A 14,045-nucleotide genomic window follows, 5' to 3' on the forward strand; every position below is an offset into this window, starting at 1 on the left:
ATAAGAAAAAACATACTATTATGATTTAGATTGTAAAACATTGGGAATAAAAAAGGTAGCGAAAAAAATTATTCATGTTATACATTACTTAATATTATTTTGAAAAAGTTTTGGTAAATTGATGAACTTTACAAATCGTAAAAATTTAATTTATAATGCTAATGATGTAGTGGAATAGAAATACCGATAGAAAGGTAAAGGAGAACAAGCGAATGGCTCAAGAAGTGATTAAAATTAGAGGTGGTCAAACACTTAAAGGCGAAGTGAATATTCATGGAGCAAAAAATAGTGCAGTAGCTATTATCCCGGCTGCAATTTTAGCAGAGGATAATGTAACAATTGAAGGCCTACCGCAAATCTCTGACGTTGAAACTTTAGTCAGTTTATTAGGAGATTTAAATATTAAGACGGATTTAGATGGAACGACTTTAGAAATAGATCCAAATGAAATTGAAAATGCTGCGCTTCCTAACAATAAAGTTGAATCTTTACGCGCATCTTATTATATGATGGGAGCTATGCTAGGTAGGTTTAAAAAGTGTGTCATCGGTTTGCCTGGAGGGTGCCCATTAGGACCTAGACCAATTGATCAACATATCAAAGGCTTTAAAGCTTTAGGAGCAAAGATTGATGAATCTAGTGAAACATCAATGAAAATTGAAGCAGATAAATTAACAGGTGCTAACATATTCTTAGATATCGTGAGTGTTGGTGCAACAATAAATATTATGTTGGCTGCTGTGCGCGCTGAGGGACATACAGTGATAGAAAATGCTGCCAAAGAACCTGAAGTTGTAGATGTAGCTTCATTTTTAATCAGCCTTGGTGCTGATATTAAAGGTGCAGGTACGAGTACGATTAAGATTAATGGTGTAGAACATCTACACGGCTCACACCATCAAGTCATTCCAGATCGTATTGAAGCAGGGACATATATGTGTATAGCAGGTGCATGTGGCGATGATATTCAAGTCAATAATATTATATCTACACACATAGAACCTTTAATAGTAAAATTAAAAGAATTAGGCGTTGATATTGAAGTTGGAGAAGACAGCGTAAGCATTAAGCGTAGTTTACCTTATACAAGCGTGGATATTAAAACATTAGTCTATCCGGGCTTTGCTACTGACTTACAACAACCAATTACACCATTATTATTTATGGCTGGTGGGGTTTCTTTTGTAACTGAGACAATATATCCTGCACGTTTTAAACATGTAGATGAATTACGCCAAATGGGTGCGGATATTACAGCAGATGACGGCACAGCTACAATTAAACCATCTAAACTTACGGGTGCTGAAGTTTATGCAAGTGACTTACGTGCAGGTGCATGTCTTATAGTTGCTGGTTTATTAGCAGAAGGTGTAACAACAATTTATAACGTAAAACATATTTATCGCGGTTATACAAATATCGTTGAAACATTAAAATCACTTGGTGCAGACATTTGGACTGAAGAAGTTTAATTTTTGTGGTATAATAAGTATACTAAAAAATTAAAGTTCTGATTTAAGTGACTTTAATTATAGAATATAAGCGATATGAGGTGATGACCATGGAGGTTTGCCCTTATCTAGAAGAAACCTTTAAAATAGTAGGGAGAAGTTGGAACGGTCTTATAATTAATTATTTATCTAGGTGTACAGAAAGTTCAGCACATTTTTCTGACATGAAACGTGATTTGAAAACAATCACACCACGTGCGCTTAGTATAAAGTTAACAGACTTAAGTGAATGGGGATTAGTAGAGAAAAAAATTGTTTCTACTAGTCCGATGAATATCATATACCAACTTACAGATAAAGGTAATGCTTTGGCAAAAGCATTAGTACCAATGGAACAATGGGCTCAAGATTATATTGAACTTGAGAACAATTAATTTTGATTTTTAACATGGATTGCTGAAGGTTAGAAATAATATTCAGTCCGAATACTTGTAAGACACTCATTTACTAGGTGAGTGTCTTTTTTACATAAAACTTTCAATAAATACATTGTTTTTATCAATAATACTTATTAAATATTTTCCTATAAAAAAATTATTTAGATAGAGCTTATGAATAACTATGAAGGCGTAAAGTGCACGATAGAGAAAACGTTTTATGTTCGTTTTGTGAGCAGTATTGTTTAAAAATTTTAAAACTTGGTTAGAATATGGGTATCAACACAAGTTAAGGAGTGAATGATTAATGAGAAGTTTCAATAAACAATATATCAATGGACAATGGGTTGAAAGTGCGAGTGGAGAAACGCTTGAAGTGATTAATCCAGCTACAGAAGAAGTAGCAGGTACAATCGCTAAAGGTAACGAGGAAGACGTTAACAAAGCAGTTGAAGCCGCAGAAAATGTTTATTTAGAATTTAGAAATACTCCAGTTCAAGAAAGAAAAGAACTATTAGATAAAATTGTTCAAGAATATAAAAATAGAAAATCAGACCTTATTGAAGCGATGACGGATGAATTAGGTGCACCACTATCAGTATCAGAAGAAGTTCACTATCGTATGGGATTAGATCATTTTGAAGCAGCACGCGATGCATTAAATGATTTTCAGTTTGAAGAAAGACGTGGTGACGACTTAGTAGTGAAAGAGGCTATTGGCGTTTCTGGTTTAATTACTCCTTGGAACTTCCCAACTAACCAAACTTCATTAAAATTAGCTGCTGCATTTGCTGCAGGTAGCCCAGTCGTATTAAAACCATCTGAAGAAACACCATTCGCTGCCATTATCTTAGCAGAAATATTTGATAAAGTAGGCGTGCCAAAAGGTGTGTTCAACTTAGTAAATGGAGATGGAAGTGGTGTAGGTAACCCATTGACTTCACATCCTAAAGTGAGAATGGTTTCATTTACTGGTTCAGGTCCTACTGGTACAAGTATTATGAAAAAAGCCGCAGAAGATTTTAAAAAAGTATCACTTGAATTAGGTGGTAAATCACCATTCATTATTTTAGATGATTCAGATATTGAAGGTGCTGCAAGTGCTGCAATGAATAAAGTTATTCACAATACTGGACAAGTTTGTACTGCCGGTACAAGAACATTAGTGCCAGAGCGTATCAAAGCAGAATTTTTAACTGCTATTAAAGCGCAATTTAGTCAAGTTAAAGTAGGCGATCCTAGAGCAGAAGGTACTCAAGTTGGACCACTTATTAATAAAAAGCAATTTGACCAAGTTCAATCATATATAGATAAAGGTATTGAAGAAGGTGCTGAATTACTATTTGGTGGACCTGGTAAACCTGAAGGTATTGACAAAGGATACTTTGCACGTCCAACAGTATTTAATAACGTTGATAATCAAATGACAATTGCACAAGAAGAAATTTTTGGTCCTGTCATGTCAATTATCACATATAATGATTTAGATGAAGCAATTGAAATTGCTAATGATACAAAATATGGTTTAGCTGGATACGTATATGGTAAAGACAAAGCCAACTTACAAAAAGTAGCGCGTTCAATTGAAGCTGGAACAGTTGAAATTAATAATGCTGGACGTAAACCAGACCTACCATTTGGTGGCTATAAACAATCAGGTCTTGGACGTGAATGGGGCGACTATGGTATTGAAGAATTCTTAGAAGTAAAATCAATTGCTGGTTATTACAAATAATGAATATTAAATAATCAGTTGTTTGAAAGCAAGGCAGTCTATCTGTCTTGCTTTTTTTGATATTTAGTAAGTAAAATACATTTTGTAATTAAATAAAAAATTTGCTATAGTTAGAAAAGTAAATAGCGCTATACAAAACGTTATTTAAATACTTATTTATGAAATGGGTGCAAGATAATGCCTGACAAAGTACGAACATCACCTCAATATGAGTCGTTCCACGAATTGTACAAAAATTACACTACAAAAGATCTCACTCAAAAAGCAAAATCTCTTAAATTAATAAATTATAGTAAACTTAATAAAAAAGAACTCGTTCTTGCTATTATGGAAGCGCAAATGGAAAAAGATGGTAATTATTATATGGAAGGTATCTTAGATGATATCCAACAAGATGGTTATGGTTTCCTAAGAACAGTCAATTATTCTAAAGGGGAAAAAGATATTTATATATCTGCCAGTCAAATTCGACGTTTTGAAATTAAACGTGGTGATAAAGTTACTGGTAAAGTAAGAAAACCTAAAGATAATGAAAAATATTATGGTTTATTACAAGTTGATTTTGTAAATGATGAGAATGCAGAAGAAGTAAAAAAGCGTCCTCATTTCCAAGCGTTAACACCATTATATCCAGAAGAGCGTATCATGTTAGAAACAACACAACAAAATTATTCAACACGGATTATGGATCTAATAACGCCGATAGGTTTAGGTCAACGTGGTCTGATTGTTGCACCACCAAAAGCAGGTAAAACGTCTTTACTAAAAGAAATTGCCAATGCAATTGCTATCAATAAACCAGATGCAGAATTATTTGTATTACTCGTTGGAGAACGTCCAGAGGAAGTTACAGATATAGAACGTTCAGTAGAATCAGCGGAAGTGGTACATTCTACGTTTGATGAACCACCACAACACCATGTCAAAGTGGCGGAATTATTATTGGAGCGTGCAAAGAGACTTGTTGAAGTCGGAAAAGACGTCATTATATTAATGGATTCTATTACAAGACTGGCGCGTGCGTATAATTTAGTAATACCTCCAAGTGGCCGTACTTTATCTGGTGGACTAGATCCAGCGTCATTACACAAGCCCAAAGCATTCTTTGGTGCTGCAAGAAATATCGAAGCAGGCGGCAGTATGACGATATTAGCAACTGCCTTAGTAGATACAGGTTCTCGTATGGATGACATGATATACGAAGAGTTTAAAGGTACAGGTAATATGGAATTACACTTAGACCGTAAATTAGCGGAACGACGTGTATTCCCAGCCATTGATATTGGTCGTAGTTCCACAAGAAAAGAAGAATTATTGATTTCTCCTAAGGAATTAGAATCATTATGGCAATTACGTAATATGTTTACGGATTCACTTGACTTCACAGAAAGATTTGTACGTAAATTGAAACGTACAGATAACAATAAAGAATTTTTTGAACAATTACAAAAAGCTGCTAAAGAAAGCACTAAGACAGGAAAACCAATTATTTAAAATTTAGATAACCGAGTCCATAGTAACTTAATATCAGATAAAGGGTTGCGTTTTATAATTAAAGCAATTATAATTATCAAGTATTGGGTAAAAAACTCACAAATAAACTCTGTTCCAGATGGTTCAGGGCAAAGGAGCTGAAAACAATGAGACAAAATATTCATCCTGAATACCACACTGTTATATTTTATGATACAACAACGGATTTTAAATTCCTAAGTGGTTCAACTAAATCTTCATCTGAAACAATGGAATGGGAAGATGGCAACGAATACCCAGTTATTCGTTTAGACATTTCATCTGACTCACATCCATTTTACACAGGACGCCAAAAATTCGCTGCTGCGGATGGTCGTGTGGAACGTTTCAACAAAAAATTTGGTTACAAATCAAGCAACGAATAATTGTTGCGAAAAAGCATTCTCATATAATGAGAGTGCTTTTTTTGTATTATCACGTATTTGATGTTGTGAAATACGATGAAATTAAGAATTGGTTTCAACCAATCTGATACATAAAATAACAAAATATCTTAGAAAAATAGCATATTTCATTTCATAAAATATGATATAATGAATCGATTATGTTTTGAAAAAAGGTGGAACGCATAATGTATGAAACTTATCATTCCGGATGGATTGAATGTATTACTGGAAGTATGTTTAGTGGTAAATCTGAAGAATTAATTCGTCGATTAAGAAGAGGCCTTTATGCTAAGCAAAAAGTAGTTGTATTTAAACCGGCTATAGATGACCGCTATCATAAAGATAAGATTGTTTCTCACAATGGTAATGCTATTGAAGCAATCAATATTTCAACAGCAGCCGAGATACTAAAACACGATTTGACAGAAGTTGATGTCATAGGTATAGATGAAGTGCAATTTTTTGAAGAAGGCGTAGTAAAAATTGTTGAACAATTAGCTGCAAAAGGTCACAGAGTCATTACAGCAGGATTAGATATGGACTTTAGAGGTCAGCCCTTTGAACCAATCCCTAAACTATTGGCTGTGAGTGAAGCAGTTACGAAACTGCAAGCGGTTTGTGCTGTTTGTGGTGCTTCTTCAAGTCGCACACAAAGATTAATTGATGGAAACCCAGCAAAAATAGATGATCCAGTTATATTAGTTGGAGCAAATGAAAGTTATGAACCGAGATGTAGGGCGCATCACATCGTTGCACCAAGTGATCATATGAAGGAGGAAATGTAGTGTTTGATCAATTAGATATTGTAGAAGAAAGATACGAACAATTAAATGAATTATTGAGTGATCCAGAAGTTGTAAACGATCCTAATAACTTACGTAAATATTCAAAAGAACAAGCAGATTTACAAAAAACTGTTGAGGTTTATCGCGAATATAAACAAGTAAAAGAAGACGTTGCAGATGTTGAAGAAATGTTAAAAGAAACAAAAGATAAAGAAGAAATCGAAATGTTAAAAGAAGAGAGTCAATCTCTAAACAGCAGAATACCTGATCTTGAAGAATCACTTAAATTATTATTGATTCCTAAAGATCCAAATGACGATAAAAACGTAATTGTTGAAATTCGTGCTGCTGCTGGTGGAGACGAAGCAGCAATTTTTGCGGGTGACTTATATAGAATGTATTCTAAGTATGCTGAAATTCAAAATTATAAAACAGAAATTGTTGAAGCTGCTGAAAGTGACCATGGTGGTTATAAAGAAATCAGTTTCTCAGTTTCAGGTACAGGTGCATTTAGTAAATTAAAATATGAGAATGGTGCGCATCGTGTACAACGTGTGCCAGAGACAGAATCAGGTGGACGTATCCATACTTCAACTGCAACGGTAGCAGTATTACCAGAAGTAGAAGATGTTGAAATCGAAGTGCGCAACGAAGATATTAAAATCGATACGTACCGTTCTAGCGGTGCGGGTGGTCAACATGTCAATACTACAGATTCAGCTGTACGTATTACACATATTCCAACAGGTATCATTGCAACGTCTTCAGAAAAATCTCAAATACAAAACCGTGAAAAGGCGATGAAAGTATTAAAAGCGCGCTTATTTGATATGAAATTACAAGAGGAACAACAAAAATATGCTGCTCAACGTAAATCAGCTGTTGGTTCAGGTGATCGTTCAGAACGTATTAGAACATACAACTATCCTCAAAGTCGTGTGACTGACCATCGCATTGGTTTAACACTACAAAAGTTAGATCAAATTATGGAAGGGAAATTGGACGAAGTTATAGATGCATTAACAGTAGCAGAGCAAACTGACAAATTGAAAGAGCTTAACAATGGTGAATTATAAAACTGTGCTTGATGAAGCAAAAGCCAAGTGTGTTGAGATGGGTTTTGAACCTAGTCGTGCCGAGTGGTTAATGTTAGATTTGTTTCATTGGAGCAAATCAAAATTTATCCTACATCTTAATGATGATGTTCCCAATGAACATTTGTTGCTTTTTAATACCGCTAAAGAGCGAATGTTAACGGGAGAACCGATTCAATATATCGTTGGTTTCCAATCATTTTATGGAGAAACCTTTAAAGTGAATCAACATTGTTTAATACCGCGACCAGAAACTGAAGAAGTTATGCTTCATTTCTTTAAGCAATTAAATCATGGAGATTGCGTGGTTGATATAGGAACTGGGAGTGGCAATATTCCAGTCACGCTAAAAATGATGGATGAAACATTAGAAGTGTATGCTACGGATTTATATAGTGAACCATTGATGGTTGCAAAAGAAAACGCACAATTACATCAGGTAGATGTTCAATTTCTACAAGGTGATACATTGGAACCATTGATAACACAAGGTATAAAAGTGAATGGACTTATTTCCAATCCTCCCTATATAGACGATGATGAGGCAACACTCATGAATGACACTGTTTTAAAATATGAACCGCATTATGCGCTTTTTGCAGAAGCAAAAGGGTATAAAATATATGAAAAGATATTGGATCAGTTACCAGAAGTATTATTACCTCAAGCTAAAGTAGTATTTGAAATTGGGTTCAAACAAGGTCCAACGTTAAAACAAAAAATTAACGCTAAATATCCGTTATTAGATGTTCATATTATAAAAGATATTAATGGAAATGATAGAATCATTTCTTTTGAGTGGTGATAGGAAGTTATGTACTAGACATGGTTAGTCATGTAAGTGCATAACTTCTTATTTTGTTTTAAAATTAATAATGTAATGAAAGGATGTGTTTGGATGGAAACGAAGATATGGGATGTACGTGATTATAAAAATCAACTGAGCGATTATCCTTATATTAATGAAATAAAAGAGATATTTGAACAAGGTGGGTTAATTGCCTTGCCTACAGAGACAGTATATGGATTAGGCGCCGATGCTAGAAATGACGAAGCAGTTAAAAAGATTTTTGAGGCAAAAGGAAGACCGTCAGATAACCCATTGATTGTACACATATATGATATAAATGATTTAAAAGCCTTTACTACTGGATTAACAGATGATATCAAATTACTGATGAAACATTTTTGGCCAGGACCAATTTCGTTTATCTTGCCTTTAAAAGAAGGGTACTTATGTAAACGCGTAAGCGGAGGCCTTGCATCGATAGCAGTGCGAATGCCAAGCCATCCAATTGGGAGAGAAATATTAAGATATGTAGATATGCCAATAGCTGCACCTAGCGCAAATTTAAGTGGTAGGCCCTCACCGACAACTTTTGATCATGTGTTTAATGATTTAGCTGGACGTATCGATGGTATTATTCATGGTGATCAAAGTGAAGAAGGATTAGAAAGTACCGTATTAGACTGTACACAATTTCCATTTAGGATAGCTAGACCTGGTGCAATTACAAAGACAATGATTGAAAGTATTATCCCTAATAGTATTGCTACAGAAACGACTTTAAACATAGAACAACCCATAGCACCGGGGATGAAATACAAACATTATGCCCCGGATACACCGATACAAATTATTGAAGAATTAAATGGTGACAACCCTATATCAGATAAAGACTGGAGTCATACTGCATTTATTTTGCCTAAAAGTAAACAAAATATTGTACCTAAAACAGCTATTTTCATACCTTTATGTGAAACTGAGGATGATATTAAAGGTGCTAATCATAACCTATATCCTATATTGCATCAAATTGATCAAGAAACGACAATTGAAAGTGCATATATTTATGGTTTTCAAATCAACGATAGCACAACAGCCATTATGAATAGAATGATGAAAGCTACAAATCAATCAATCATAAAAGGAGAGCAGCTATGAGAATAATCTTTGTTTGTACAGGTAATACTTGTAGAAGTCCTATGGCAGAAAGTATAGCTAAAGCTAAAATGCCATCAATCACAATTGAATCACGTGGTATTTTTGCAATAGAGGGAGCATCGACTTCACAACATACATTGAATATATTAAATGAAAACAAGTTGCCTATCCCATCTTATGCAAAGGGATTTAAAGAAACAGATTTGAATGCTGATTTAATATTGACGATGTCGCGAGCACATAAAGCAGCAATTCAACAAAAGTATGTTGATACTGAAAAAGTATTTACTTTAAATGAATACGTTCATCAAAATGGAGAAGTCTTTGACCCATATGGCGGGAACGAAGCAGACTATCTTAAAATTTATGATGAATTGACCTTACTGATAGAACGTTTAAAAAATCAAATATTAAAGCAATAAATTTGTGAAATTGGTATAAGTGAGTAACTAAATACGTTATAATAATGACGTGTAGCAAATTTGCTATCGGTTATTTTTTGTATGTTTCATCACATCTAGGTATATATATACTTTTAAAATCAATGTTTTAAATGGGGTGGGAGAATGGAAGATTTGAAGTTATTGCTAAATGAGTTAAAGTCAAAATCATTCTTTAAAGCTAATGAGTTATGTGTAATTGGTTGTTCTACTTCAGAAGTTATTGGTCAACGTATAGGTAGTGTTGGATCAATGGAAGTAGCGCAAGAAATTTTTGAAGCACTTAAAGAAGTTGAACATGAAACAGGTACCTCCTTTGTGTTTCAAGGCTGTGAACATATTAATAGGGCAATAACCATTGAAAGGTCTAAATTCAACCCACTTACGATGGAAGAAGTGACAGTAATACCTGATGTTCATGCGGGTGGTAGCTTATCAACATATGCCTATCGTCATATGCAAGATCCAATCGTAGTTGAACACATATCAGTTCCAAGAGGTATTGATATAGGTCAAACTTTAATTGGGATGCATATACAGCATGTAGCGATTCCAGAACGTACAAGTGTTAAGCAAATTGGTGAAGCAATTGTAACAATCGCTTCTTCAAGACCTAAGAAAATTGGTGGCGAAAGAGCAAAATATATCTAATACAGAAACGAGGAAATTACCCAATGTCATTTATTCAAGAGCAAGATAAAGAAATATATGAAGTGATTCAAAATGAATTCAACCGTCAAAACAACAATATCGAGCTTATTGCTTCAGAAAACTTTGTTTCAGAAGCAGTTATGGAAGCGCAAGGTTCAGTATTAACAAACAAATATGCTGAAGGTTATCCAAACAGAAGATACTATGGCGGTTGTGAATATGTGGATGTATCTGAAACTTTAGCAATCGAACGTGCCAAAAAATTATTTGGTGCTGAACATGTCAATGTCCAACCACACTCTGGTTCTCAGGCAAATATGGCTGTTTATCTCGTAGCATTAGAACACGGTGATACTGTATTAGGAATGAACTTAAGTCATGGAGGCCACTTAACACATGGTGCCCCTGTAAACTTTAGTGGCCAATTCTACAATTTTGTTGAGTATGGTGTAGACAAGGAAAATGAACAAATCGATTATGATGAAGTATTAAAAGTTGCTAAAGAAAGTCAACCTAAATTAATTGTCGCAGGTGCTTCAGCTTACTCTAGAACTATTGATTTCAAAAAATTCAGAGAAATTGCAGACGAAGTAGGCGCAAAATTAATGGTAGATATGGCACACATCGCTGGTTTAGTTGCTGTTGGTTTACATCCAAATCCTGTAGAATATGCAGATTTTGTAACTACAACTACACATAAAACATTACGCGGACCTCGTGGTGGAATGATTTTATGTAAAGAAGAATACAAAAAACAAATTGATAAAACAATTTTCCCTGGTATTCAAGGCGGACCTTTAGAACATGTTATCGCTGCTAAAGCAGTAGCATTTGGTGAAGCGCTACAAGATGACTTTAAAGTATACCAACAACAAGTAGTTAAAAATGCTAAAACGCTAGCTGAAACACTTATAAGTGAAGGTTTCAAAGTTGTATCAGGCGGGACCGATAACCACTTAGTTGCTTTAAACGTTAAAGATTCTGTTGGCATTACAGGTAAAGCAGCTGAAGAAGCATTAGACGCTATCGGCATTACATGTAATAAAAATACAATTCCTTTTGACCAAGAAAAGCCATTCGTAACAAGTGGTGTTCGTTTAGGTACACCTGCTGCAACAACTCGTGGATTTGATGAAGCTGCTTTTGAAGAAGTTGCAAAAATAATTAGCTTAGTATTAAAAAATCCTGAGGATGAAAAAGCATTAGAAGAAGGAAAAGAAAGAGTTAAAGCTCTAACTACAAAACATCCTTTATATAATTAAAATTGGAGGAAGTAAATTATGGGCAAAGTACATGTTTTTGATCACCCGCTAATTCAACACAAATTAAGTTATATTCGTGATGTACATACTGGGACAAAAGAATTCAGAGAGTTAGTAGATGAAGTGGGTATGCTTATGGCATACGAAGTAACTAGAGATTTAGAATTACAAGACGTTGAAGTTGAAACACCTGTGACTAAAATGATAGCTAAACGTTTAACTGGTAAAAAATTAGCGTTTGTACCGATTCTTAGAGCAGGTTTAGGTATGACGCAAGGCATTCTTAATTTAGTGCCAGCAGCTAGAATTGGTCACGTTGGTTTATATAGAGATCCAGAAACACTTGAAGCGGTAGAATATTTTGTGAAATTACCACAAGATATTGAAGAAAGAGAAATCGTAGTCGTGGATCCTATGTTAGCAACAGGTGCATCAGCTATTGAAGCTATTAATTCTTTGAAGAAACGTGGCGCGAAAAACATTCGTTTTATGTGCTTAATCGCAGCGCCTGAAGGTGTAGAAAAATTACAAGAAGCACATGAAGATGTCGATATTTTCATCGCAGCATTAGATGAAAAATTAGATGATCACGCTTATATTACACCAGGGCTAGGTGATGCAGGAGACCGTTTATTCGGAACAAAATAGTTTCGTCCAGGAGTGGAGTAAAATGAAAAAAATAATGACTGTCTTTGGGACACGTCCCGAAGCAGTGAAAATGGCACCTCTAGTATTAGAATTGCAAAATGATGCTGAACTAGAACCTGTAGTTGTAGTTACTGCACAGCATAGAGAAATGTTAGATTCTGTACTCACTAGCTTTCATATAGAACCAGACTATGATTTGAATATTATGAAACAAGGTCAGTCACTATCTGATATTACTTCTCGTATATTGACAAGGATTGAGGATGTTATCAAAAAAGAACAACCGGATATGATACTTGTTCATGGTGATACTATGACAACATTCGCTGGGAGTTTAGCAGCATTATATAATCAGATTCCTATCGGTCACGTGGAAGCGGGATTAAGAACATGGGATAAATATGCTCCATTTCCTGAAGAAATGAATAGGCAAATGGTAGGGGTAATGGCTGATTTAAACTTTGCCCCTACCAATAATGCTGCAAATAATCTGATTGCAGAAAATAAACCTTTAGACTCTATTGTTGTTACAGGTAATACTGCAATTGATGCGATGAAGACAACAATTCATAATAATTATCAATCAGCAATTATTGAAAAACATAAAGACAAACGCATTATTTTATTAACTGCACATAGACGTGAGAATATAGGCGAACCTATGGCTCATATCTTTAAGGCTATTAGAGATATTGTAGAATTGTATGAAGATGTTGTAGTGGTTTATCCTGTACACAAAAATCCGAAAGTAAGACAAATCGTAGAACAATATTTGTCTAACCATGCACGTATTGAACTGATAGAACCGTTAGAAGTGGTTGATTTTCATAATTTTGCTCAACAAGCTTATCTGATATTAACAGATTCGGGTGGTGTACAAGAAGAAGCGCCATCACTGGGGAAACCTGTTTTAGTATTGAGAGATGCTACTGAAAGGCCCGAAGGCGTGGATGCAGGTACACTGAAAATTGTTGGCACAAATGAGCAACATATATTTGAAGCAACAAAACAATTGTTAGAAGATGAGACGGCATATCAATCTATGAGTGAAGCACGTAATCCTTATGGAGATGGTAAAGCATCAAAAAGAATTTGTGAAAATATAAAATACTACTTCCACTTAATTTCAGAAAAACCGGAGTCTTTCAAATAATATCGGGGTTAATGTGTCTATTTTGTGACAAGCATGTAAAAATTTTAACTACAATTTGAATAGAATTGACACGTTAACTACCCTATATTATTATTAAAACTATATGATTGGAACGGTTTTCATAAATGAACTATAAAATGAAACGAGGCACAAAAATGAAACGTTTCAATATCATTTTTAATCAGTACATACAGTACTATTTATATGGTATCATTGTACTAGTTATTGTGTTTATTTTCACATGCTCGCCATTTATATTAGGTCTTGTTATTGGAACAGTAGGTTCACTTATTAACACCTTTACGTTTGAATATTTTTTAGCAAAAGCTAAAGAAAAGGATAACATACATATTTCAACGGGCAACGTGTGGAGATATTTAACGGTGATCCTAGCTTGTTGCATTTGGGTATTATTTAAAGACCATATTAATATTTTTGGTGTAATTGTTGGTTTATTGATTTCATATGTTTTAATTATCTTCAAACCATTTATTCAAAAGAACTAAATTTTTAAAAATGAAAGAG

At 34.4% G+C, this 14,045-nt stretch carries 15 protein-coding genes; all 15 read left to right on the forward strand.

Going from position 1 to position 14,045, the window contains the following annotated elements; translation table 11 throughout:
* Positions 1-212 precede the first annotated feature (212 nt).
* The 15 genes from murA to QMO72_RS04100 all read left to right on the forward strand — a co-directional run bounded on the left by murA (position 213) and on the right by QMO72_RS04100 (position 14,026).
* Positions 213-1,472, forward strand: a complete 1,260-nt coding sequence (gene murA, locus QMO72_RS04030) for a UDP-N-acetylglucosamine 1-carboxyvinyltransferase (protein ID WP_103266252.1) — start codon at positions 213-215, stop codon at positions 1,470-1,472.
* A gap of 89 nt (positions 1,473-1,561) precedes the next feature.
* Entirely contained in the window at positions 1,562-1,885 is a 324-nt protein-coding gene (locus QMO72_RS04035) for a winged helix-turn-helix transcriptional regulator (protein ID WP_069823662.1), read from the forward strand.
* Between the two features lie 310 nt (positions 1,886-2,195).
* Positions 2,196-3,623 (forward strand): aldehyde dehydrogenase family protein, encoded by a 1,428-nt coding sequence (locus QMO72_RS04040; RefSeq protein WP_103266253.1) that lies wholly within the window; start codon positions 2,196-2,198, stop codon positions 3,621-3,623.
* A gap of 177 nt (positions 3,624-3,800) precedes the next feature.
* Positions 3,801-5,117 (forward strand): transcription termination factor Rho, encoded by a 1,317-nt coding sequence (gene rho, locus QMO72_RS04045; RefSeq protein WP_046837816.1) that lies wholly within the window; start codon positions 3,801-3,803, stop codon positions 5,115-5,117.
* Between the two features lie 146 nt (positions 5,118-5,263).
* Positions 5,264-5,521: a type B 50S ribosomal protein L31 gene (locus tag QMO72_RS04050; protein ID WP_046837815.1), complete on the forward strand. Its 258-nt coding sequence runs from the start codon at positions 5,264-5,266 to the stop codon at positions 5,519-5,521.
* A gap of 206 nt (positions 5,522-5,727) precedes the next feature.
* Positions 5,728-6,327: a thymidine kinase gene (locus QMO72_RS04055; RefSeq protein ID WP_046837814.1), complete on the forward strand. Its 600-nt coding sequence runs from the start codon at positions 5,728-5,730 to the stop codon at positions 6,325-6,327.
* Positions 6,327-7,403 (forward strand): peptide chain release factor 1, encoded by a 1,077-nt coding sequence (gene prfA / locus QMO72_RS04060; RefSeq protein WP_069823664.1) that lies wholly within the window; start codon positions 6,327-6,329, stop codon positions 7,401-7,403. The genes QMO72_RS04055 and prfA overlap by 1 nt, the downstream gene beginning before the upstream one ends.
* Positions 7,390-8,226 (forward strand): peptide chain release factor N(5)-glutamine methyltransferase, encoded by an 837-nt coding sequence (prmC, locus tag QMO72_RS04065; RefSeq protein ID WP_103266254.1) that lies wholly within the window; start codon positions 7,390-7,392, stop codon positions 8,224-8,226. Before prfA ends, prmC begins: the two co-directional genes overlap by 14 nt.
* Positions 8,227-8,319: 93 nt before the next feature.
* Positions 8,320-9,366 (forward strand): L-threonylcarbamoyladenylate synthase, encoded by a 1,047-nt coding sequence (locus tag QMO72_RS04070; RefSeq protein WP_103266255.1) that lies wholly within the window; start codon positions 8,320-8,322, stop codon positions 9,364-9,366.
* Positions 9,363-9,788, forward strand: a complete 426-nt coding sequence (locus QMO72_RS04075; RefSeq protein ID WP_103266256.1) for a low molecular weight protein arginine phosphatase — start codon at positions 9,363-9,365, stop codon at positions 9,786-9,788. The genes QMO72_RS04070 and QMO72_RS04075 overlap by 4 nt, the downstream gene beginning before the upstream one ends.
* 144 nt (positions 9,789-9,932) lie before the next feature.
* A complete protein-coding gene (locus QMO72_RS04080; RefSeq protein ID WP_103266257.1) occupies positions 9,933-10,457 on the forward strand; it encodes a TIGR01440 family protein in 525 nt (174 codons plus the stop codon).
* 23 nt (positions 10,458-10,480) lie between these two features.
* On the forward strand, positions 10,481-11,719 hold the full coding sequence (glyA, locus tag QMO72_RS04085) for a serine hydroxymethyltransferase (protein ID WP_046837808.1): 1,239 nt from the start codon (positions 10,481-10,483) through the stop codon (positions 11,717-11,719).
* A gap of 18 nt (positions 11,720-11,737) precedes the next feature.
* Entirely contained in the window at positions 11,738-12,367 is a 630-nt protein-coding gene (gene upp, locus QMO72_RS04090) for a uracil phosphoribosyltransferase (RefSeq protein WP_046837807.1), read from the forward strand.
* Positions 12,368-12,389: 22 nt separating this feature from the next.
* Entirely contained in the window at positions 12,390-13,520 is a 1,131-nt protein-coding gene (gene wecB, locus QMO72_RS04095) for a non-hydrolyzing UDP-N-acetylglucosamine 2-epimerase (RefSeq protein WP_103266258.1), read from the forward strand.
* A gap of 155 nt (positions 13,521-13,675) precedes the next feature.
* Positions 13,676-14,026, forward strand: a complete 351-nt coding sequence (locus tag QMO72_RS04100) for an ATP synthase subunit I (protein ID WP_103266259.1) — start codon at positions 13,676-13,678, stop codon at positions 14,024-14,026.
* Positions 14,027-14,045: the final 19 nt, after the last annotated feature.

The organism is Staphylococcus casei (assembly GCF_030294405.1).
In the GTDB taxonomy this organism is placed as follows: Bacteria; Bacillota; Bacilli; order Staphylococcales; family Staphylococcaceae; genus Staphylococcus; species Staphylococcus succinus.